This window comes from Microbacterium sp. K36 (assembly GCF_004794355.1).
Classification (GTDB): domain Bacteria; phylum Actinomycetota; class Actinomycetes; order Actinomycetales; family Microbacteriaceae; genus Microbacterium; species Microbacterium paraoxydans_D.
This window is the reverse complement of record NZ_SSDN01000098.1, coordinates 1-20213: the sequence shown is the minus strand read 5'-3', so window position 1 is coordinate 20213 and position 20213 is coordinate 1. Positions and strand designations below refer to the sequence as shown.

25 protein-coding genes are annotated in these 20213 nt (G+C 72.6%); 14 read left to right on the top strand and 11 right to left on the bottom strand.

All coding sequences use genetic code 11. From position 1 onward, the window contains the following. Positions 1-42: 42 nt before the first annotated feature. The gene (gene groES / locus DW296_RS13940; RefSeq protein WP_017203655.1) at positions 43-339 is read right to left on the bottom strand and encodes a co-chaperone GroES; all 297 of its coding nucleotides are present in this window, start codon (positions 337-339) and stop codon (positions 43-45) included. Positions 340-490: 151 nt separating this feature from the next. Here groES and DW296_RS13935 point away from each other — a divergent pair, with 151 nt between their 5' ends. Further along, positions 491-1696 (top strand): class I SAM-dependent methyltransferase, encoded by a 1206-nt coding sequence (locus DW296_RS13935; protein WP_136052698.1) that lies wholly within the window; start codon positions 491-493, stop codon positions 1694-1696. Between the two features lie 7 nt (positions 1697-1703). On the opposite strand, the gene DW296_RS13930 is transcribed toward DW296_RS13935, so the two are convergent. Genes DW296_RS13930 through flgN form a run of 10 tightly spaced genes read right to left on the bottom strand, consistent with a single transcriptional unit; the run spans position 1704 to position 9900 of the window. Continuing rightward, the gene (locus tag DW296_RS13930) at positions 1704-2888 is read right to left on the bottom strand and encodes a hypothetical protein (RefSeq protein ID WP_136052697.1); all 1185 of its coding nucleotides are present in this window, start codon (positions 2886-2888) and stop codon (positions 1704-1706) included. Beyond that, the gene (locus DW296_RS13925; RefSeq protein WP_136052696.1) at positions 2872-4002 is read right to left on the bottom strand and encodes a hypothetical protein; all 1131 of its coding nucleotides are present in this window, start codon (positions 4000-4002) and stop codon (positions 2872-2874) included. Before DW296_RS13925 ends, DW296_RS13930 begins: the two co-directional genes overlap by 17 nt. Positions 4003-4007: 5 nt before the next feature. Then, a complete protein-coding gene (locus DW296_RS13920) occupies positions 4008-4490 on the bottom strand; it encodes a hypothetical protein (RefSeq protein WP_136052695.1) in 483 nt (160 codons plus the stop codon). Then, positions 4487-5575 (bottom strand): tRNA (adenosine(37)-N6)-threonylcarbamoyltransferase complex transferase subunit TsaD, encoded by a 1089-nt coding sequence (tsaD, locus tag DW296_RS13915; protein ID WP_136052694.1) that lies wholly within the window; start codon positions 5573-5575, stop codon positions 4487-4489. The genes DW296_RS13920 and tsaD overlap by 4 nt, the downstream gene beginning before the upstream one ends. Next, positions 5572-6060, bottom strand: a complete 489-nt coding sequence (gene rimI, locus DW296_RS13910; protein WP_136052693.1) for a ribosomal protein S18-alanine N-acetyltransferase — start codon at positions 6058-6060, stop codon at positions 5572-5574. Before rimI ends, tsaD begins: the two co-directional genes overlap by 4 nt. Beyond that, positions 6057-6674 carry a tRNA (adenosine(37)-N6)-threonylcarbamoyltransferase complex dimerization subunit type 1 TsaB gene (gene tsaB, locus DW296_RS13905; RefSeq protein WP_136052692.1) on the bottom strand — a complete coding sequence of 206 codons (618 nt, stop codon included), beginning with the start codon at positions 6672-6674 and terminating at the stop codon, positions 6057-6059. The genes rimI and tsaB overlap by 4 nt, the downstream gene beginning before the upstream one ends. A gap of 57 nt (positions 6675-6731) precedes the next feature. Continuing rightward, complete coding sequence (locus DW296_RS13900) at positions 6732-7103, bottom strand: flagellar assembly protein FliW (RefSeq protein ID WP_136052691.1); 372 nt, start codon at positions 7101-7103, stop codon at positions 6732-6734. Further along, complete coding sequence (gene flgL, locus DW296_RS13895) at positions 7100-7969, bottom strand: flagellar hook-associated protein FlgL (protein WP_306304914.1); 870 nt, start codon at positions 7967-7969, stop codon at positions 7100-7102. The genes DW296_RS13900 and flgL overlap by 4 nt, the downstream gene beginning before the upstream one ends. A 25-nt stretch (positions 7970-7994) precedes the next feature. Then, a complete protein-coding gene (gene flgK / locus DW296_RS13890; RefSeq protein WP_136052690.1) occupies positions 7995-9404 on the bottom strand; it encodes a flagellar hook-associated protein FlgK in 1410 nt (469 codons plus the stop codon). A gap of 13 nt (positions 9405-9417) precedes the next feature. Beyond that, positions 9418-9900 carry a flagellar export chaperone FlgN gene (flgN, locus tag DW296_RS13885; protein WP_025104341.1) on the bottom strand — a complete coding sequence of 161 codons (483 nt, stop codon included), beginning with the start codon at positions 9898-9900 and terminating at the stop codon, positions 9418-9420. Positions 9901-10116: 216 nt separating this feature from the next. On the opposite strand from flgN, the gene DW296_RS13880 reads away from it, so the two are divergent. The 13 genes from DW296_RS13880 to DW296_RS13820 all read left to right on the top strand — a co-directional run bounded on the left by DW296_RS13880 (position 10117) and on the right by DW296_RS13820 (position 20068). After that, positions 10117-10920 (top strand): sigma-70 family RNA polymerase sigma factor, encoded by an 804-nt coding sequence (locus tag DW296_RS13880; protein WP_136052689.1) that lies wholly within the window; start codon positions 10117-10119, stop codon positions 10918-10920. Between the two features lie 81 nt (positions 10921-11001). Further along, entirely contained in the window at positions 11002-11832 is an 831-nt protein-coding gene (locus DW296_RS13875; RefSeq protein WP_025104343.1) for a flagellin N-terminal helical domain-containing protein, read from the top strand. Positions 11833-11920: 88 nt separating this feature from the next. Beyond that, positions 11921-13309 (top strand): flagellar filament capping protein FliD, encoded by a 1389-nt coding sequence (fliD, locus tag DW296_RS13870; protein ID WP_136052688.1) that lies wholly within the window; start codon positions 11921-11923, stop codon positions 13307-13309. 2 nt (positions 13310-13311) lie between these two features. Then, complete coding sequence (gene fliS / locus DW296_RS13865; protein WP_136052687.1) at positions 13312-13698, top strand: flagellar export chaperone FliS; 387 nt, start codon at positions 13312-13314, stop codon at positions 13696-13698. After that, a complete protein-coding gene (locus DW296_RS13860) occupies positions 13695-13991 on the top strand; it encodes a hypothetical protein (protein WP_062635827.1) in 297 nt (98 codons plus the stop codon). The genes fliS and DW296_RS13860 overlap by 4 nt, the downstream gene beginning before the upstream one ends. Positions 13992-14103: 112 nt before the next feature. Further along, positions 14104-14445, top strand: a complete 342-nt coding sequence (gene flgB / locus DW296_RS13855; protein ID WP_025104347.1) for a flagellar basal body rod protein FlgB — start codon at positions 14104-14106, stop codon at positions 14443-14445. Next, the gene (locus tag DW296_RS13850) at positions 14442-14837 is read left to right on the top strand and encodes a flagellar basal body rod protein FlgC (protein ID WP_025104348.1); all 396 of its coding nucleotides are present in this window, start codon (positions 14442-14444) and stop codon (positions 14835-14837) included. The genes flgB and DW296_RS13850 overlap by 4 nt, the downstream gene beginning before the upstream one ends. Positions 14838-14878: 41 nt before the next feature. Next, on the top strand, positions 14879-15139 hold the full coding sequence (gene fliE, locus DW296_RS13845; RefSeq protein WP_051582258.1) for a flagellar hook-basal body complex protein FliE: 261 nt from the start codon (positions 14879-14881) through the stop codon (positions 15137-15139). After that, positions 15139-16761, top strand: coding sequence for a flagellar basal-body MS-ring/collar protein FliF (fliF, locus tag DW296_RS13840; RefSeq protein ID WP_136052686.1), 1623 nt, complete (start codon positions 15139-15141; stop codon positions 16759-16761). The genes fliE and fliF overlap by 1 nt, the downstream gene beginning before the upstream one ends. After that, complete coding sequence (fliG, locus tag DW296_RS13835) at positions 16758-17762, top strand: flagellar motor switch protein FliG (RefSeq protein WP_060923209.1); 1005 nt, start codon at positions 16758-16760, stop codon at positions 17760-17762. Before fliF ends, fliG begins: the two co-directional genes overlap by 4 nt. Further along, positions 17752-18360 (top strand): FliH/SctL family protein, encoded by a 609-nt coding sequence (locus DW296_RS13830; protein WP_136052685.1) that lies wholly within the window; start codon positions 17752-17754, stop codon positions 18358-18360. Before fliG ends, DW296_RS13830 begins: the two co-directional genes overlap by 11 nt. Beyond that, positions 18357-19649 (top strand): FliI/YscN family ATPase, encoded by a 1293-nt coding sequence (locus DW296_RS13825; RefSeq protein WP_136052684.1) that lies wholly within the window; start codon positions 18357-18359, stop codon positions 19647-19649. The genes DW296_RS13830 and DW296_RS13825 overlap by 4 nt, the downstream gene beginning before the upstream one ends. Beyond that, positions 19646-20068, top strand: coding sequence for a hypothetical protein (locus tag DW296_RS13820; protein ID WP_136052683.1), 423 nt, complete (start codon positions 19646-19648; stop codon positions 20066-20068). Before DW296_RS13825 ends, DW296_RS13820 begins: the two co-directional genes overlap by 4 nt. Positions 20069-20213: the final 145 nt, after the last annotated feature.

Below are 20213 nucleotides of genomic sequence, written 5' to 3'. Positions count from 1 at the left end.
ACCGGGCTCCCGTCCGGCGGGCGGAGGGAACCGGGTGTGCGATCAGCGGACGACGACCGCCAGGACGTCGCGAGCCGACAGGACGAGGAACTCGTCTGCACCGAACTTCACCTCGGTGCCGCCGTACTTGCTGTAGAGCACGCGGTCGCCGACGGCGACGTCGAGCGGGACGCGGTTGCCGTTGTCGTCGATACGGCCGGGGCCGACCGCCACGACCTCGCCCTCCTGGGGCTTCTCCTTGGCGGTGTCGGGGATGACCAGGCCACTCGCGGTGGTCTGCTCGGCCTCGACCTGCTTGATGACGATGCGGTCCTCGAGCGGCTTGATGGAAACCGACACGGTCTACCTCTTCTTTCTTGACGCTGACACGAAAGACTCGTTCGCACTCTCAACCCGAGAGTGCTAATGCCAGTGTAGGCGGTCGGCTGGCACTCATGCAATGCGAGTGCCAACCCGGGTCGGGGCGGCGAGCGCGCCGTAGGCTGGGAGGGTGGAGATGTCCGAGCTGCGCGCCCTGCTGACCCCCGCCGGCCTCGAGCTGCTCGATGCGCTCGGGCCGGTCACCTCCACCGCGGAGGCCGCAGCCGCCGTCTCCCGGCTGCGCGCCGCCGGCCACTCCCCCGACCTCGTCTCCGCCGTGGTCGGACAAGCGCACCTGCGCGCGAAGGCCGCGGCGAAGTTCGGCCCGTTCGCCGCCCGCATGCTCTTCACCCGCGCCGGCCTCGAGCAGGCCACCCGTCTGAGCGTCGCCGCTCGCCACGCCCAGCGGATCCGCAGGGCCGGCCTCACGCGCGTCGCCGACCTCGGCTGCGGGATCGGCGGCGACGCCCTCGCTTTCGCCGGCGCCGGGCTGGCGGTGCACGCGGTGGACGCCGACGAGGTGACCGCGGCCCTCGCCGCCTACAACCTCGCCCCGTTCGGCGACGACGCCACGGTGCGCCACGCGACCGCGGAGGAGGCCCTCGGAGAACCGGTCCCCGGCCAGGCGATCTGGATGGACCCCGCCCGCCGCACCTCCGGGCACAGCGAGACCCGGCGCATCTCCGCCCACGACTACTCGCCGTCCCTCGATTGGGCGTTCGCCGTCGCTGCGCAACGCCCCACCGGGATCAAGCTCGGGCCCGCCCACGACCGCGATGCCCTGCCCACGGACGCGGAGACGCAGTGGGTCAGCGCCGACGGGAGCGTGGTCGAACTCCTGGTGTGGTCGCGCGAGCTCGCGAGGGAAGGGGTGCGGCGCTCCGCACTCGTCATCCGCGGCGAGCGCTCGCACGAGCTCACCGGCGCCGCAGACGCCGAGGATGCTCCGGTCCGTGCGCTCGGGGCCTTCCTCCACGAGCCGGACGGGGCCGTCATCCGGGCCCGGCTCATCGGCGACGTCGCCCGCAGCCTCGATGCGGGGATGCTCGATCCGCGCATCGCGTACCTGACCTCGGACGCCGCCCTGACGAGCCCGTTCGTGCAGTCCTTCCGCGTCCGGGAGACGCTGCCGATCACCCCGAAGACGATCAACGCGGCCCTGAAGACCCACGGCATCGGCCGCATCGAGATCAAGAAGCGCGGGGTGGACGTCGATCCGGCGGCCTTCCGGCGCAAGCTGACCCTCCGAGGCGATGCCGAGGCGACCCTGATCCTCGCCCGCTTCGGCGATCAGCGCCGCGCGATCCTCGCCGACCGGGTGCCCGCCGCGGAGTGAGAGCGCGTCAGCCCTCCGGGTCGCGGCCCGGGATGTCGACGCGGATCGGATCCCCGGGCGGGCCGGTGGTCACCAGGTAGGACTCGCCCGTCGTCTCGTCGACGACGGCGGGGCCCGAGGTCACGGTGAGATAGGGCGTCTGCCATCGCGTGAAGTCCACCTCGATCACGGACGCCGACAGCAGCTCCCCGGTCTCCTGGTCGACATCGAGCAGCTGCACGCGGAGCCCGGACTGCACCGCTTCGTCGATCGTGGCGCACTGGCGCGAGCCGTCGGCGTCGACGATCAGGCAGCGCTGGGCGGGCCCGTTCTCCGCACTGCGGTCGCCGAGCCAGACCGGCTGCCCGCGGAAGGATCCGAGGACGGAGAGGCCCAGGTCGTAGCCGTCGCCGACGAGCTCCTCCGCCCTCGTCCGCTCCGCCTCACCGAACTGGGCGACGAGTGTCGAGCCGCCTCCCCTGCGCTGGATGCTCACCATCGGCTCGTCCGCGGTGGAGAAGAGCATGACCGCCGTCACGCTCTCGAAGGAGAAGGAGCCCTCCTCGTCGTCCGCTGCGGAGGTCGGGACGGGGAGCGAGGCGTACAGGCCCGGCCCGGCCTCCTCCCCCTTCAGACAGGTCGACTGGGAGTCCGCGTCGACGTCGAGGATCAGACACCGGCTGGCCCCGTCGTCCTGCGTGGCGAACCAGGCGAGCGCGCCCTCCGCCTCCGCCACCGGACGCACGGAGCCGGGGTCGTAGCCCTCACCGGCGAGTTCGATCCGCCGGTCCTCCTGCGCCTCCGTCAAGGCGAACGTATCGGACCGCGGGGTGAACCACGCCCAGCCCGCCCCCACGCCGATGGCGAGGAGTGCCGCCGCCGCGACGAGCACCGGCACGAGACCGCGGCGGTTCGCGGCCGGCGCCTCGGTCAGGGAGACGTCGTCCGAGGTGGCCGGAGGGGTGTCCTCCGCGTCCGACACGTCCTCCGGCGCCCGGCGACCGGTCGCGGACTCCGGCGCGTCATCGCCGACGGATGGCGACTCCGCCGGCTCGTCCTGCGCGAAAGGAGTCCGACGACGATGCTCCTCCTGAAGCTCCTGAAGCCGACGGGCCGCTGCGGCGTCGAGCCCGCCGTCGCGGCCGTACGCCGCGCGCTCCAGCGCCCGGCGCTCCGCTGCCGCGGCGTCCCCTCCGTCAGTCTCCGCCCGCACCGGCGTCGCTCCCCTCGCGGATGATCGTGAAGGACGGCACTCCCGCGCTGGTCGGCAGCTCGTACGTCGTCACCTGCCCTGTCGTCGTGTCCGTCACCTGCAACCGCAGCCGCCCGTCGTGCTCCGCCAGCGTCTCGGTCTCCTCGCAGGCCATCGGAGCGTCGGCCGTCGATCCGTCGTAGACGAGACAATGCCGCCCCGAATCCTGCGCGGAGGCCGTCCAGATGGGGACATCATCGTCGTACCCGACGACCCAGATGGCGTTCGGGTCGAACCCCTCCTCGACCAGACGCGCGGCCGCGCGGGTCTCCGCCTCGTTCGCGTAGGTGATGCCGCCGCCGTCACCGGTACCGTACTCCGAGACGTCGACGCTCACCGCCGGTTCGCCGTCGGGCGTGAGGATCAGCTGAGCCATGATCTGGCGCGTGTAGTCGTCGTCGCGCTGCGTCGTCACCTCGCCCCACAGGCCTTCCTCCTGCACGGTCTCGCGCCGGTTGCAGCTCGGCGTCGTGCTCTCCGCCGACCGGAGGACCAGGCAGATGCTCGCGCCACCGTTCTGCGTCGCCGTCCAGACGACCGCGTCGTCCTCCGTGGCGAGCGCACGCACCGAGCCGGCGTCGTAGCGTCCGGACGCGACGAGCTCGGACTGCCACTGCTGCTGCGTGGAGCTCAGGGCGACGGCTGCTCCGCCGGTCCGGCCGAAGGCCAACCAGCCGATGCCGATGCCGAGCAGCAGCACCACCACCGCGGCGAGCACGCGCGTCCCGAGAAGACGGCCCCGCCCTGCCGGGAGCGTCGGAGAGTCGGTCCGGGCGGTCGCGACCTCCTCGGATTCCTCCTCCGGCATCGCGGGTTCGCCGCCGGGGGCCGGAGGTTCGTCGTCGCGCGGAGCGGACGAGGACCCGGAGGACGGCGGAGCACCGGGTGGCCGGGCCTCCTGGACGGGATCGGTCATCGACGCGGACGCGGGCGGCCCCGCCGAGCGTGTCCGAAAGGAATCCTCGAGCGCGCGCAGACGGGCGGCCTCCGCGGCGGTCAGCACCCCGCCGGGCCCGTACGCCTTGCGCTGCAGGGCCCTGCGCTCCTCGACGTCGTCGTCGTCCGCTCCGGCCATCGCGCCTAGCCCAGCCTCTCGAACTGCATGCCCGCCCAGACCAGCCATCCCAGGCTGTACACGGTCGCGCACAGACCCAGCACGAGCGCCCAGCGCGCGATCGCGCGGTTCTCGACGGGGCGGCGCAGCGACATGATCGCGGCGATCACGGCGACGACCGCGACCGGGATCCCCCACCCCACGAAGAACGATGCGCCGAGAGCGACGATCGCCGCGAGCAGCGCCCACGGCGCCAGCCGAGTGTCGTCCACGGGCACCGGCTCGGACGCCGGTTCCCAGGCGTCCTCCTCCCCGTGGTCGAGGTCGGGCCCGCTGACGACCACCGGCTCGATGCCCACCGGACCCGTCGGGAGCTTCGTGTACCCCTCCCGCGGGGCTCCGGGAATGCGCGCCGTCCCCGCAGGGCGTTCGACCTGCCCGCTCGCGCGCTCGACCCGCGCACGGGGCGTGGCCCCGTCCGGCTCCGGTCCGCGCGCGAGCCCACTCACGCCGGCACCGCCTCCGCGACCTGGATCTCGGTGACCGGCAGCGTCGAGTCGGCGCCGAAGCCGAGCGTCGAGGCGGGACGCCCCGACGCGATGAGCTCCGCGGCCAGCGCGGCGATCATGGCGCCGTTGTCCGTGCAGAGGGACAGCGGCGGGATGCGCACGGTGACACCAGCCTCGGCGGCCCTGGCCAGCGCCACCTCGCGGAGCCGACGGTTCGCGATCACACCGCCGCCCAGGAGCAGCCGCGGCACGCCGAGGTCGGCGCACGCGTTGAGCGCCTTGGTGACGAGCACGTCGACGACGGCCTCCCGGAAGCTGGCGGCGACGTCGGCGATCGGGAGGTCCCGGGCGTCGGCGCCTGCGGCGGCGTTCTCCGCCTCGAAGCGTTCGATCCAGCGGGCGACAGCGGTCTTCAGGCCGGAGAAGGAGAAGTCGTAGCGATGCTTCGCGAGGTCGGAGGCACGGGAGAGCCCGCGCGGGAAGCGGATCGCGTCCGGGTCTCCGCCGACGGCGGCCCGGTCGATCTCGGGGCCGCCGGGGTAGGGCAGCGACAGCAGCCGGGCGACCTTGTCGAAGGCCTCGCCCGCGGCGTCGTCCACCGTCTCGCCGAGCAGCTCGACATCGGTCGTGAGGTCGCGCACGTGGAGCAGGGAGGTGTGGCCGCCGGAGACCAGCAGCGCGATCGTCGGGTACTCCAGCGGCGCCGCATCCGGGGTGAGGATGTCGGCGGCGATGTGGCCGACGAGGTGATTGACCGCGTACAGCGGCTTGTCGAGGGCGACCGCGAGTCCCTTCGCCGCCCCCACGCCGACCATGAGCGCTCCCGCGAGGCCAGGGCCGCTCGTCACCGCCACCGCATCGAGGTCGGCGAGGCGGACGTCGGCCTCGGCGAGGGCGGCGTCGATGGCCGGCTGCAGCGCTTCGAGGTGGGCGCGGGCGGCGACCTCCGGCACGACGCCGCCGTACCGGGCGTGCTCGTCCATGCTGGAGGCGATCGTGTTGGACAGCAGCGTGCGGCCTCGAACGATGCCGATGCCGGTCTCGTCGCAGCTCGTCTCGATGCCGAGCACCAGGGGCTCACTCATGCGGTCGCCTCCTCCGGCGTGTCGGCGGGCGCCGGGTGGCGGCGCAGGTCCAGACGCATCACGATCGCGTCGACGTCGTCCGGCTGATAGTAGCGGGGGCGCCTGCCGATCTCCTCGAAGCCCTCCGCGCGGTACAGCCCCTCGGCCGGCGGGTTGTCGGCGCGCACCTCGAGGAACACCTCGTGCGCGCCCCGGGCCGCGGCCGTCCGCAGCAGGGCACGCAGGAGCGCACGTCCGCGTCCCTGTCCCCTGACCTCGGCGAGGAGGGCGATGGTCTGGATGTCGGCGTCCGCGCCGCCCTGCAGGGCCCTGACCCCGCCGTAGCCGACGATGGCCCCGCCAAGCTCGTCGACGAGGTAGCGGCCGTGCGGGCTCGCCAGCTCGCTCGCCATGGTCTCCCGGCTCCACGCGTCGGTCGGGAACGAGCGCTCCTCGATGGCCATGATCGCGTCGAGGTCGTCCGGCCGCGCGTCCCGGAGCGTCATGCGCCCACCCTCTTCGGGGCACCGGGCAGGGTGACGTCCGGGTGCCGCAAGTAGAGCGGCTCCTCGCCGGCGAGGACCCGGCCGGCGGCGAGCGCCCGCGCCCCCACCCGGGCGAGGTCGACCGCGGACAGGGTCGCCACGTCCACCCGGCGGAGGCCCGCGAGATGCTCGTCGGCATCCGCGGCGCGCACGAGCACGGTGTCGGCGATCGTGCGCGGGATCCCGTCCTCGTCCAGCCCGTCGAACGCGGTGACAGCGACCTCGCGGCGGCGGGCGTCGGTGACGACGGCGAACGGGCCGGTCACGGTGGCCTGGATCGTGAGCGCTGCCGCGGTGTGGCTCGGGACCGCGACGACCGGGACACCGCGGCCGAGGGCGAACGCGCGGGCAGTCGCGATGCCGATGCGCAAACCGGTGAACGGGCCTGGCCCCATGCCGGCCACGACGTGCGTGATGCCGTCGGACCCGCCCTCCCGGAGCACGTCGCGCACCAGGTCGCCGATCACCTCGGCGTGGCCCAGCGGATCGGCGGTGCCGGCCTCGGCACGACGCGTCCCGTCCGGGTCGATGAGGGCGACGGCGGTGCCAAGGGACGTGTCGACGGCGAGGATCACCTCTCCAGGGTAGTCGTCACCCCGCCCGCCACGCCCGGTCCCGGGCACCCGCGCGGGTCAGCCCAGCGGCGCCCGCACCGGGTAGTCCTGGCCTTCGAGGATGACCTGGGTCGCCGCTCCCGTCGCCCGGTTCACGACGACCGGTGCCAGCAGGTTGACGCTGACCCCGTCGGCGGCGGGGTGGGCGACCACGAGCACGAAGGCGTCGTCCGCCGAGGAGAGCGCGAGGTCGGCGACCTGCGCGTCCGTGAGGGTCGGCGCGTACTCCGTGAGGACGGTGTTCGGGTCGACCAGGTAGAGCCGCAGGGCCTCGTCCTCGACCGCCCGCATCGCGAAGAGCCCGTCCGCGCCCTCGACCGGTGCGAGAGCGAAGTCCACATGGGGTGCCAGTCCGGGCGGCGGGGCCGTGAAGGTGAGCGCGGCGGTCATCGCAGGAAGTCCATCAGCGACGGCTGCAGCACGCGCGCGTTCACCGCGAGCGCCGAACGGTACACGAGCTCCTGCGCCTGCAGGCGGATGAGCACCTCGACCGAGTCGACGTCCTCGACCGCGGCGCGGCGGGACTCGAGGGACACGGAATTCTGCACTGCCGCCTCCTTGGCGCGTTCGATCTGGGCCTGTCTGGTGCCGACCGCGCCCTGCACGCCCAGCATCGCCGTGCGGCGGTCGTCGATCTCCGCGAGCCGTGGTCCCACGTTGGTGCCGGAGCGGAGGTCGGCGACGATGCGGTCGACGAGGGCGAACACCGAGTCGTCGCCCGTGCCGAACACCGCCGCCCCGTCGGTGTCGACGCGGACGGCCGCCGCATCGGAGACACGTCGCGTGACCTCGGAGCCGGCGACGCCGCTGTACGAGTAGTCGGCGGCGAAGGCCGCCGTATCCGAGGTGCCCGCGAACACGGACCGCCCGAGCAGCCGGGTGTTCGCCTGCGAGAGCAGCTCATCGCGGATGCCCTCCAGCTCCACCGCGAGGGCCTCCTTCGCCGCGGCGTCCAGCGCCCCGTCGTTCGCTCCCTGCGCGGTGAGGTCCCGTACCCGTGAGAGCAGGGAGGTGCTGGAGGTGATCGCCGTGTCGGCGGCGGTCACCCACGCCAGGCCGTCGTCGATGTTCCGCGCGTACTGCTCGGTGCGCCGCTGCTCGGCGTGCAGGGCGAGGGCGGCAGCGGCCGCCGCCGGATCGTCCGAGGGGGCGGCGAACGCCTTCTGCGACGTGGCCTGCTCCTGCAGCCGGGCGAGCTCGGAGAGGTTGGACTGCAGCTGGCGCATCGCCGTCTGCGTCATGGTGGTCTGGGTCACGCGAGAGATCATGGAGCTTCTCCGATCAGCGTCCGACGACGCCCGTGCGGTTGATGAGGACGTCGAGGGCCTCGTCGACGGCGGTGAGCACGCGGGCCGCCGCCTGATAGGCGGTCTGGTAGGTGAGGAGGCTGATCGTCTCCTCGTCGCCGTCCACCGCCGCGACGGACTGCTGCGCACCGACGGCGCCGACCGCCGCCGCATCCGACACCTTCGCGCGCTGCACGTCGGCCGCGGTGGCCACGCCGAAGCGGGTCACCTGGTCGGTCCACAGCGCATCCGGAGAGGTCGCGCGCTGCCCGATCTGGGAGATGAGGTCAGCGTTGGTCGCATCCTTGGAGCCGGCTCCGGGCGCGGCGAGAGCGAGCTCGGCCGCCGTGGTGACGGCCACCTGCAGCCCGAGCGCGGCGGAGCCGGTCGCCGGGAGGGTGAAGAAGTCGCCCCCCGGCTGTCCGGATGCCGTCACACCGGCGCGGTGCTGCGCGTTGAGCGAGTCTGCGAGCGCCGTGGCCACCCGGTCGTAGGTAGCGGCGAGCTGCGCCAGCATCCCGCCGTCGGCGGCCGGGGCGAGCACCGCGAGCGAGCCGCCGAGCTCTCCGCCGTCGACGACGAGGGGCAGATCCGGCACCGACTCCCAGACGACTCCGACGCGCGGAGCGCCGTCGATCGTCGCCGAGCCGGTCAGTGCGAGGTGACGGGCGTCCCCGCCGGAGACCAGGGCGTTGCCGCCGAGGCGCACCGTGAGCGTGCCGTCCGCCTCCACGGTGGCGGTGCCGCCGGCGAGCCGGGCCACGTCCTCCGCGAGCACGTTGCGGCGGTCGGTGAGCTCGTTGGCCGAACGCCCCGAGGCCAGAGCCTCGCGGATCTCGCTGTTCAGCACCGCGATCTGGTCGGCCGCGGCGTTGACCTGGCTGACCGTGCGCTCGGCGGTCCCCCGGGCGGCGGTCCACTGCGCTGCGACCGTGCGATAGCCGCCGGAGATGTGGGCGGCGAGCTCCTTCGCCGACTCCAGGATGCTCGCGGCGGCGGCCCCGGAGTCGGGGGTGTTGGCGAGATCCTGCCAGCCGGCCCAGAAGTTCGTCAGCCGGTTGGCGAGGCCCTTGTCGGTCGGCTCCGCGAGCGCCGACTCGGCCGTCGTCGCCGCGAGCGCACGGGTGGCCCAGTAGCCGGAGGCGCCGAGGGTGTCGCGGACCCGGGCGTCGAGCAGCGCGTCGCCAAGGCGGGACACCCCGTCGATGGAGACGCCGTGTCCGGGCAGCGCACCCATGCTGAAGCGCCCCGTCTGCGCGACGGCGGCGATGGAGGAGGTCTCGACGCGCTGCCGCGTGTACCCCTCGGTCTTCTGGTTGGCGATGTTCTGCCCGACCACATCCATGCCCCGCCGCGCGGCGGCGAGGCCGCTGGCGGCGGTGGTCAGTCCACTGAAGGTCGACATGAATCCCTCTCGGTCACATCTCGGTGTCGATGATGCGGGCGGCGTCCTCGCGGGCGCGGTCGCCGCGGGTGGTGTACTCGCCGCTCTCCTGGCCGAGAGCGGCGATGGTCTCCTGGGTGGCGCGGAGCACTCCACTGAGCTGCTCCGCGGCGGCGTCGCGCATCTGCTCGACCTCCGCGGTCAGCTTCACCAGCGCGCGCATGTGGTCGGTGAAGACGTCGCCCCAGGCTCCGTCCGGAGCGTGCTCGATGAGCTGGCCGATCGTCGCGTCCTGAGGAGCCCCCCACTCCTCGGCGACACCGGCGACCTCGACGGCCCTGGCCAGGCTCGCGGCGCGCAGGCGGTCCAGCACCTGATCGATCTCCCTGGCCGCGAACTGGATCCAGTGCGATCGGCCGGCGGCGAGCAGCAGCTGTTGCTCGTCCAGCTTGAAAAGCAGCATCTCGAGCAGCTCGCGCTCGCGCCAGAGCTGCATCGATAGTTCGTTGGCTCCCATGATCCCCTTGTCCCCAGCGATCCCCGCCCCACGCAGGTGCGACCGGCCCGCCTGTTAACGGTTCATAAATCTCTATCGGCCATCGCGCCCCTAAGGTTACTATGTGGATTGGCGGCGGTTAGTTCTCCCCATGGACATATCTCGGACCTTGTGATATGGACATCTACCCCTCGCCATGAGCTTCCGGAGTGCATCCAGAGAGGTGGATCATCCCCCATGTCGTCGCGCGCTGAGCGCAACCGCCTCGTCGAGGCCAACCTCCCCCTGGTCGGCTACCTCGCTGCAGACACCCATGCTCGGGCTACCCATATCCCCCGCGAAGAGCTCGCCGCCGTCGGCGCGCTCGCCCTCGTGACCGCCGCCGACGCCTACGACCCCGCGCTCGGCGTCCCGTTCGGCGCGTACGCCCGCCGCCGCATCCTCGGCGCGTTCGCCGACGAGATGCGCGCCATGGACTGGGCGTCCCGCGGCATCCGCAAGCGCATCAAGGAGACCGTCGCCGTCCGCGACACCCTCACCGCCGCCCTCGGTCGCACGGCGACCGCCACCGAGATCGCCACCGCCATGGGCTCCCCCAAGGAGACGGTCGTGGAGGCCCTCGCCGACGCCGCGCGCACCGTCGCGCCGCTCGACGACCCCGCCACGAGGGACCTCGTCGCCGACATCCCTCTCCCCGAGGAGTCCGCGCTGGTCGGCGAGCGACGAGAGGTGCTCGAGCACGCCATCACCGCTCTCCCCGAGCGCATGCGGCGCATCGTCGTGGCCGTCTACGTCGAGGAGCGCCCCGTCAAGGAGATTGCCGAGGAGCTCGGCGTCACCCACTCGGCCGTCTCGCAGCAGCGGGCGGAGGCGGTGCGGCTGCTCCGCGACGCCCTGGACCGCTACTTCGCCGAGGGCGGCACGGAGACCACGACCACCACCCGGGTGTCGCCCGCCGCGCGGGATGCGTACTTCGGCCGCATCGCCGAGGCCGCCGGCGTCCGGATCGGCGACGTCTTCCGCGCCGCCGCCCCCGCCTAACGCGACCGGATCCTCCGCCGATAGGTGAGGGCAGGAGACCACGGATGGTCTCCCGTTCAACACATCACGGAGGAAACCCTCATGGGTATGCAGATCAACACCAACGTGGGCGCGCTCAACGCCTACCGCAACCTGTCCAACACGCAGAACGACCTGTCGAAGTCGCTCGAGAAGCTCTCGAGCGGTCTGCGCATCAACCGCGCAGCGGACGACGCCGCCGGCCTCGCGATCTCCGAGGGCCTGCGTTCGCAGGTCAACGGCCTGAACGTCGCGGCCCGCAACGCCCAGGACGGCATCTCGGTCATCCAGACCGCGGAAGGCGCCCTGACCGAGGTGCACTCCATCCTGCAGCGCGTGCGCGACCTGACCGCTCAGGGTGCGAACGACTCGAACAACGCGAAGTCGCGCGAAGCGATCCAGACTGAGATCGGCGCCCTCGCCGACGAGCTCACCCGGATCGCCGACAGCACCAACTTCAACGGCATCAAGCTGCTCTCGGGCGGCACGACGCTGACGTTCCAGGTGGGTGCGGGCGCGGTCGCCGCCGAGGACCAGATCTCGGTCGGCCTGACCAACTTCGCCAACCTCGGCACCACCATCGAGACGCTCGCCGGCACCATGACCGACGCGGCATCGTACGGTGCGGCTCTGGCGGGCATCGACACGCAGATCCAGGCGGTCTCGACCGCACGTGCCGGCTACGGTGCGCTGCAGAACCGCTTCGAGTCGACCATCAACAGCCTCAACGTGTCGGCCGAGAACCTCGCCGCCGCCGAGAGCCGTATCCGCGACACCGACATGGCGTCCGAGATGGTCAAGTTCACGTCGGCGAACATCCTGTCGCAGGCGGGAACGGCCATGCTGGCCCAGGCCAACCAGGCCAACCAGGGCGTGCTCCAGCTGCTGCGCTGATCCGCGCCGCCGCACGGAATCACTCCGGGGGTCCGGGTGACGGCTTCGGCCGTCGCCCGGGCCCCGCCGCACACAGAAGGGAAGCCGCATGTCGCTCTCGCTCGACGGCCTCGTGTCGGGGCTCAAGACCACCGAGGTCATCAAGGCGCTGATGGACGTGCACGCCATCCCCCGCACGCTGCTCAAGGCCAAGATCGACGACAAGAACGTCATCATGACGCAGCTGCGCACCCTCAACACGGCCGTGCAGAACCTCGCCGCCGCCGCCGAGAAGGCCGCGGCGCCCGGCGGTCTCGACCGCTTCACCGGCAGCGCGTCGTCCGAGTCGGTGAAGGTCGCCCTGCGCACCGGCGCGGCGCCCGTGTCGACCGACATCGTCGTCGACCGTCTCGCCCAGGCGCACACGGTGGTCTCCGCGTCCGCGAGCCGCTGGCCCGCCGACCCGCCCGTCCTGACGCTCGAGGACGCCACGGGGAAGCGCGTCCAGGTGCAGGCCGACTCGACGTCGATGCAGGACATCGCCCAGGCCATCAACGACGCCGACACCGGCGTCCTCGCCACGGCCGTCCCCGCCGGCAAGGATGCCGACGGCACCCCCGTCTACCGCCTGCAGCTCCGGGCCGAGGAGTCCGGAGAGGCCGGACGCTTCCGCGTCTACGCGGGCGACCTCGCCGCGGTGGCCGCCGGCACCGCCACGGACGTGTCCACGGAGCCGGGCGCCGCCGTCATCGCCACGGGCACGGATGCCCAGCTGCGCCTCTGGGCCGGCACCGCGGCCGAACAGGTCATCACCTCGTCCGGCAACACGTTCACCGATCTCTTCGAGGGCGTCGACGTCACGGTCTCCACCGTCTCGACCACCCCTGTCACGGTGACCGTCGCCGTCGACGGCGAGGCCAGGACCAAGGCCTCCGGCGAGTTCATCGCCCTCCTCACCGACATCTTCACCCGCATCGACAACGGCTCGAAGGCGACGGTCGCCGCGGGACAGGGCGAGAAGACCACGCTCGGCGTCTTCACCGGCGACAGCACCATCCGCGGTCTGCGGACGGCCCTCGCCGACGCCGTGCAGCACCCCGTGGACGGCGTCTCGCCCTCCACGATCGGCATCTCGACCGACATGTACGGCAAGCTCACGTTCGACGAGGAGAAGTTCTCCGAGGCGCTGGCGAAGGACCCGGCTGCCGTCGGTGCCCTCTTCTCCGCGGTCGCGGCGCGCGTGGAGCAGACGGCGACGTCCTACTCGGACAAGTACGATGGGCTGCTCACCTCGCGGATCACGGGTCAGGAGAGCGAGGTCAAGAGCCTCGGCGAGCAGATGGAGCGCTGGGACGTGCGCCTCGCGCAGCGCAAGGCGTCGCTGGAGCGCACGTACGCCCGCCTCGAGGTGATGCTGTCGCAGATGCAGTCGCAGTCGTCGTACCTCGCCTCCCAGATCAACGCGCTGCCGAGCAGCCGCTCCGGGTCGGACTCGTGAGCATGAACGCCGCCCTGCGTGCCCAGCAGCGGTACCGCGAGGATGCTATCCTGTCCGCCCCGCCGGAGCGCCTGGTCACGATGCTCTACGACCGGCTCCTGCTCGACATCGAACGTGCCGAGACCGCACAGCGGGCGGCCGACTGGACCGAGGCCAACGCCCAGCTCCAGCACGCGCAGGCGATCGTGGCCGAGCTGTCGTCGTCCCTCACCGACGACTGGAGCGGCAGCGCCGGCCTGCGCTCGCTGTACGTCTTCCTCTCGCAGACGCTGATCGGCGCCAACATCGGCCGCGATCCGGAGCGCACGCACGCCTGTCGCGAACTCGTCGTGCCGCTGCGCGACGCCTGGCACACGGCCGCCCTGGCCGTCGCCGAGGGCCGCGCATGACGGACGAGGACTGGGCCGCGCTGCTCGACCGGCTCGAAGCGGACGCCGACCGGATCCTCGCCGCACCGGCGGGAGCCGTCGAGGTGCACGACATCATCCCCTGGGCGCCGCCGTCCTCCCCGCTCCCCCCGCACCTGGCCGATCGCGCCCGCGCGGTGATCGACCGGCAGCACGCCGCCATGGAGCGCGCCCGCTCCGAGCTCGAGGGACTGCGGCAGCACCTCGGTGCCGTGCGGCGGGTGCCGGCGCCGCGCTCTCCTGATGCCCCCGCCTACCTCGACGTGGACGGGTGAGGAACCCTCCTAACGAAACCGCACGGACGGCCGACAGTCTCCCGAGAGCACGGATGGCTCGCAAGACTCGGCCAGGGAACGGCCACTTCGCCCACACACGGGGAGCCGGTTCGTGTTCGACTCTGTGACCATCACCGCACTGACCAGTGCGCTGAACGGCCTCTCGCTGCGCCAGCGAGCCATCGCCGACAACATCGCCAACATCAACACCCCCGACTACCACGCCAAGCGCGTGCAGTTCGAGGCCGCGCTCGCCGACTCGATCGCCGCCGGCGACGGGGACGTGTCCGCCACGGTCGGGACGTCGCTCGAGCCGACGCGCCTGAACGGCAACAACGTGAACCTCGACACCGAGACCCTGTCCAGCATCGACACGATGCTGCGCTACCAGTTCGCGACGCAGGCCGTGAACGGATCGTTCTCCTCGATGCGCACCGCGATGAGGACGTCATGACCTTCGACGCCATCGGGATCGCCGGCACGGGACTGACCGTGCACCGGAAGTGGCTCGACGCCATCAGCGACAACATCGCGAACATCAACACCGCGACGTCGACCGACGGCGCGGCGTTCCGGGCGCGCTACATCCTGGCGCAGACCAGCGACCAGTCCCCCGGGGTCTACGTCGCCGGGACCGTCCAGGGCGACGCCGAGGGCCGGCTCGTGCACCAGCCCGACCACCCGCTCGCCGACGCCGACGGCTACGTGCGCTACCCCGACATCGACCTGGGAGACCAGATGAGCCAGCTGATCCTCGCGCAGCGCGGATACCAGGCGAGCGCGGCGATCGTGGACCGCGCCCGCACCTCCTACGAGGCGGCGCTGCAGATCGGGCGGAACGCGTGAGCGCCGTCGCCGGCATCGAGGCCGTGGCCTCGTCCCTCGGCATGACCACCTCGCCCGTGACGGGTGCGAAGACCGGCGACGACACGGCCTTCGCGAACAGCGTCACCGGGGCGATCGACGAGCTGCGCTCGCTGCAGTCCGAGTCCGACACCCTGAAGGTCGCCGCCGTGACCGGCGACCTCGACGACATCCACGCCGCGATGATCGCCTCGTCACGCGCCGCGGTCACCCTCGAACTCGTCGCCGCCGTCCGCAACAAGGGCGTCGACGCGTTCAACGAGATCATGCGGATGCAGGCCTGATGCCCCCGGCAGTGACAGGGGCGTTCCAGCGGATGCGGCGGGTGATCGCCGGATTCTCGCTCGCGCAGCGGACCATCGCCATCATCGGCATCGCCGTGCTCGCACTCGGCATCATCGCCCTGTCGAGCTGGCTCACGCGCCCCACGTACACGCCGTTGTTCTCGGGGCTGAACGCCTCGGACGCGAACGCCGTGGTGGAGCAGCTGCGCTCCGCCTCCGTCCCCTACGAGCTCGCCGACGGCGGCGCCACGGTGCTCGTCCCCGAGAAGGACGTCTACGACCAGCGGCTCGCGGCCGCCTCCGCCGGGCTCCCGAGCGCCGGATCGGCCGGGTACTCGCTGCTCGACGACATGGGCGTCACCACGAGCGAGTTCCAGCAGTCGGTCACCTACAAGCGCGCGATCGAGGGCGAGCTCGCCGCCACGATCTCCGCGATCGACGGCGTCTCCGCGGCCTCCGTGCAGCTCGCGATCCCCGAGGAGAGCGTCTTCGTGTCGGAGACCGTTGACGCGACGGCCTCCGTGTTCGTGGAGACCGCCGGGCGCACGACGCTCGACCAGAAGCAGGTCGAGGCCATCGTGCACCTCACCTCGGCTGCCGTCAGCGGCATGAAGCCGGAGAACGTGGCCGTCGTCGACCAGACCGGACGCACGCTGTCGACCGTGGGCGGCGGAGCCACCGGCGGCCTCGACCAGCAGGCGAGCGACTATGAGGCCCGCGTGGCCGCGAGCGTGCAGCAGATGCTGGACACCGTGGTCGGCCCGGGGAACGCGACCGTGACGGTGGTCGCCGAGATCGACCGCTCCGTGAACGAACGCGTCGAGGAGACCTACACCCCGGCCGAGGGCACGCCCCCGCTCACCGAAGAGGTCCGCGAGCAGAACAGCAACGGCTCCACCTCGGAGGCAGGCGTGCTCGGTCCGGACAACATCGCGGTTCCGAATGGAAACGGCGACGGCACCTACACGAACACGGAGGAGACGCGCACCAACGCCGTCAACAAGGCCACGGAGAGCACGTCCACCCCCGCCGGAAACCTGCTGCGGCAGTCGGTGTCGGTCGCCGTGGACGCCGGTGCGGGCGGAGACCTCAGCTCCGCGCAGCTCAGCGACCTCGTCGCCACCGCAGCCGGCATCGACCGCACCCGCGGCGACGAGCTCGCCGTCGAACTCGTCGCCTTCAGCCAGACGGACGCCGAGGCCGCTCAGGCCGCGCTGCAGGCCGCGAAGGACGCCGAAGAGGGTGCCCGTCAGGCCGCCCTCCTGAACACCGTGATCATCGCGGCCGCCATCGCCATCCCCCTCATCGCCGCGATCGCCGCTCTCATCGTCCGTTCGCGGCGGAAGGCACGCGGTGTGGAGGAGTTCGACCAGCTCTTCGGCGACCGCCCCGCCGAGCTGTCCGCGCTCTCGGCCGACGCGCCGACGGCCGTGCTGGAGGCGCCGACCACGCCACTCGCCTTCCTCGAGCCGGTCCCCGACCTCGACCCCGACCCCGAGCCCGAACCCGCGCAGATCAGCCTGGAGCGCCGCCGCGCCGAGATCGCCGCGCTCACGCGTCAGGATCCGCAGCGCACCGCGGAGCTGCTGCGCACCCTCATCGACGACAGGTCGCGGGTATGAGCGGACTGACCGATCGGCAGACGGCCGCGATCGTCCTGATGAACCTCGACCGCGCACAGGCCGTCGAGGTCATGAAGCACCTCTCCGAAGCGGAGGCCGAGGCCGTCGCCGCCGAGATCATCGGACTGCAGGATCTCGATGCGGAGACCACGGTGCAGGCGCTCGGGCAGTTCCATCGCATCGCCGCCGGGCACCTCCCGCCGGCGCGCGGCGGACGCGACATCGCCGCGGGCCTGTTGGAGGCGTCGTTCGGCTCCGAGCGTGCGGCGGCGGTGCTCGGCCGGGTCGGCTCGACGTCGATGAGCGCGTCCTTCGACTTCCTCGCCTCCGCCGACGCCGCGCACCTCGCCACGCTCCTCGACGGCGAACTGCCGCAGACCGTCGCCCTCGTGCTCGCCCATCTCCCCGCCGATCAGGCCGCCGCGGTCCTCGCCGCGCTGCCCGATCCGGCCAGGACCGACGTGGCCCAGGCCATCGCCACCATGGGCACCGCCTCGCAGGAGGCCATCACGATCGTCGCCGATGCCCTCAAGGCCCGCACCGGCAGCCTCGCCTCGCGGGACAGTCCCGAGGTGCTCGGCGGAGTCGAGCCGCTCGTGGAGATCATCGGGCGCTCCGGCGCGACGATCGAGAAGGCGCTGCTCGCCAGCATCGAGGACCGCGACAGTGCCCTCGCGGAGGACATCCGGTCGCGCATGTTCACCTTCGCCGACATCGTCAAGCTCGACGACCGCGACACCCAGCGCGTGCTGCGAGGCATGGACATCCGCTCGCTGGCCCTCGCCCTCAAGGGCGCACAGCAGCCCATCGTCGACCTCATCCGCCGCAACGTGTCCGAGCGCAACCGCGAGAACCTCGACGAGGAGGCCAGGACGCTGGGCCCGGTGCGCGTCTCCCAGGTCGAGGAGGCGCGGGCCGAGATCGTCCGGACGATCCGTGCGCTGGAGGCCGCGGGAGACATCACGGTGCAGCGGGCCGACGAGGACGAATATGTCTACTGAGGCGTTCGCGCCCGCCGCGTTCCCCCGACTCGGCGGATCCGACCACCGGGCCGAGCAGGAGCGTGCGCGCCGCCGCGGGTACGCGGAGGGGCACGCCGCCGGCTTCCGGGCGGGGGTGGCCGACGCCGAAGCTGCTCGACGAGAGGCCGAGGCCGCGCAGGCGGAGCGGGAGCGCATCCGGGCCGAGGACGTCTCCGCCGCCGTCGCCGCGCTGCACGCCGCGGCCCGGTCCCTGACCGCCCGAGAGGCCGCGCTGGAGTCCGCCGCGACCGGGCAGGTGCTCTCGCACGCGATCGACCTCGCGGAGCTCATCCTCGCGGCCGAACTGGGCGACGCAGGATCGTCCGCGGCCGCCGCGGCTCGCCGCGCCCTGAGCGCGACCGATGCAGCCGCCGTCCGGCGTCTCCGCGTGCACCCGGACGACCTCCGCATCCTCGCCGTGGAGGCAGGAGAGGGCATCTCCGAGATCGCGCTGGTGGCCGACGACACCCTCGCCCGCGGCGATGCCGTGGCCGAGCTGGAGCATGGCCTGATCGACGCCAGGGTCGGGACGGCCCTCGCCCGCGCGCGCCGCGCTGTCCTGGAAGGCGCGCCGTGAGCTCCTGGGCCGCGGTGCTCGAGGCGGCGCGTCCGGAACGGATCGGCGAGGTCTCGCAGGTACGCGGTCTCAGCGTGCAGGTCCGCGGCCTCGATGGCGCCGTCGGGGACGTGCTGACACTCGACGGCATCGACGCCGAGGTCGTGGCCACGGGCGAGGACGGCCTGCGGTGCATGCCCCTCGCCCCGGTCGCCGGGCTCACCGTCGGCGCGCCGGTACGAGGGCGCGGCGGCCCGGTTCGAGTTCCCACCGGATCCGCGTTGCTCGGCCGGGTCCTGGACGGCCTCGGACGCCCCATCGACGGCAAGGGCCCCCTCGCAGCGCCGCATGTGAGCCTGGATCACGACACGCCCTCGATCATGGAGCGCGACCGCATCGACACCCCGCTCCCCCTCGGCGTGCGCGCGCTCGACACCCTGGTCAGCGTCGGCCGCGGACAGCGCGTCGGCCTGTTCGCGGGGTCCGGGGTCGGGAAGTCGTCGCTGCTGTCGATGATCGCCCGCGGCACCGAAGCCGAGGTCACCGTCATCGCCCTCGTCGGCGAGCGCGGCCGCGAGGTGCGCGAGTTCATCGAGGACGACCTGGGTCCGGAGGGACTCGCGCGCTCCGTCGTCGTCGTCTCCACCTCGGATCAGCCGGCGATGGCCCGCATCCGCGCCGCCTTCACCGCCACCCGGATCGCGGAGGCCTTCCGTGACGAGGGCGCACACGCGATCCTCATGATGGACTCGCTGACCAGGGTCGCGATGGCCCAGCGCGAGATCGGGCTCTCCGCGGGCGAGCCACCGGCCACCCGCGGCTACCCGCCCTCCACCTTCTCCCTCCTCGCCGGGCTGCTGGAGCGCGCCGGCACCGACCGCACCGGCTCCATCACCGGCATCTACACCGTGCTCGTCGACGGCGACGACCACAACGAGCCCATCGCCGACACGGTCCGCTCGATCCTCGACGGCCATGTCGTGCTGGATCGCGCCCTCGCGCTCGCCGGTCATCACCCCGCGATCGACGTCCTCGGATCCGTCTCCCGCGTGGCCGGCAAGGTCACGAGCCGGGAGCGCCGCGACCACGCCGCCACCCTCCGTGCGGTGCTCGCGGCGCGACGCCGGGCGAACGACCTCATCGACATCGGCGCCTACCACGCGGGTGTCGACGCCCGTATCGACGCGGCGATCGCGCACGAGCGCGCCATCTCGGCGTTCCTCACCCAGCCGCTCGACGAGACGAGTCCGATCGAGGAGTCCTGGATGCGGCTGGAGGGCCTGGTCTCCGCCTTCGAGGGGGTGTCATGAGCAGAGGGTTCTCACTCGCCGGTCTCCTGCGCGTGCGGGAGATCCAGGAGCGCGCGGCCGCGCAGCGTCTGTCGCGCGCGGTCATCGACGCGCAGCACACCGAGGCCAGGGACCGGGCCCTGCGCGCCCACCTGGCCGGTACCGATACGGAGGCCGTGGACGTGCGCACCCTCGCGGCGCTCGCCGCGGCCCGGGTCTCCGGCCGGGCGCTGCTCGCCGACCTCACCGCGCTGGCCGACCTCCAGCAGGAGACGGTCGTCGAGGCGCGGTCCGCGCACGCCGACGCGCGGCGCACTCTCCGCGGCCTCGAACGGCTCGCCGACAACCACGCGGAAGCAGTGCGGACGGCAGACCTGCGCGCGGAGCAGGCGGAACTGGACGAGATCGCCTCCCGATCGCGGACGGAGAACCCGGCATGACCGCCCTCGACCTCCTCACTGCTCTGGACGTGCGCCCCGCGCGCCCCGCAGCCCCGGTGCCCCGCAGCGCACCCGGAGCCGCCGCCTTCGCCGATGCCGTGCGCGATGCCGCGCGGGAGACGGAGCCGGCCGACCCCGAGTCGCC

Excerpts from the sequence above, each read along its gene's own strand:
- DW296_RS13925 (WP_136052696.1), bottom strand. The coding sequence starts at position 4,002 with ATGGCCGGAGCGGACGACGACGACGTCGAGGAGCGCAGGGCCCTGCAG.
- tsaD (WP_136052694.1), bottom strand. The coding sequence starts at position 5,575 with ATGAGTGAGCCCCTGGTGCTCGGCATCGAGACGAGCTGCGACGAGACC.
- rimI (WP_136052693.1), bottom strand. The coding sequence starts at position 6,060 with ATGACGCTCCGGGACGCGCGGCCGGACGACCTCGACGCGATCATGGCC.
- DW296_RS13900 (WP_136052691.1), bottom strand. The coding sequence starts at position 7,103 with ATGACCGCCGCGCTCACCTTCACGGCCCCGCCGCCCGGACTGGCACCC.
- flgK (WP_136052690.1), bottom strand. The coding sequence starts at position 9,404 with ATGTCGACCTTCAGTGGACTGACCACCGCCGCCAGCGGCCTCGCCGCC.
- flgN (WP_025104341.1), bottom strand. The coding sequence starts at position 9,900 with ATGGGAGCCAACGAACTATCGATGCAGCTCTGGCGCGAGCGCGAGCTG.
- DW296_RS13880 (WP_136052689.1), top strand. The coding sequence starts at position 10,117 with ATGTCGTCGCGCGCTGAGCGCAACCGCCTCGTCGAGGCCAACCTCCCC.
- DW296_RS13875 (WP_025104343.1), top strand. The coding sequence starts at position 11,002 with ATGGGTATGCAGATCAACACCAACGTGGGCGCGCTCAACGCCTACCGC.
- fliD (WP_136052688.1), top strand. The coding sequence starts at position 11,921 with ATGTCGCTCTCGCTCGACGGCCTCGTGTCGGGGCTCAAGACCACCGAG.
- fliS (WP_136052687.1), top strand. The coding sequence starts at position 13,312 with ATGAACGCCGCCCTGCGTGCCCAGCAGCGGTACCGCGAGGATGCTATC.
- DW296_RS13860 (WP_062635827.1), top strand. The coding sequence starts at position 13,695 with ATGACGGACGAGGACTGGGCCGCGCTGCTCGACCGGCTCGAAGCGGAC.
- DW296_RS13850 (WP_025104348.1), top strand. The coding sequence starts at position 14,442 with ATGACCTTCGACGCCATCGGGATCGCCGGCACGGGACTGACCGTGCAC.
- fliE (WP_051582258.1), top strand. The coding sequence starts at position 14,879 with ATGACCACCTCGCCCGTGACGGGTGCGAAGACCGGCGACGACACGGCC.
- fliF (WP_136052686.1), top strand. The coding sequence starts at position 15,139 with ATGCCCCCGGCAGTGACAGGGGCGTTCCAGCGGATGCGGCGGGTGATC.
- fliG (WP_060923209.1), top strand. The coding sequence starts at position 16,758 with ATGAGCGGACTGACCGATCGGCAGACGGCCGCGATCGTCCTGATGAAC.
- DW296_RS13830 (WP_136052685.1), top strand. The coding sequence starts at position 17,752 with ATGTCTACTGAGGCGTTCGCGCCCGCCGCGTTCCCCCGACTCGGCGGA.
- DW296_RS13820 (WP_136052683.1), top strand. The coding sequence starts at position 19,646 with ATGAGCAGAGGGTTCTCACTCGCCGGTCTCCTGCGCGTGCGGGAGATC.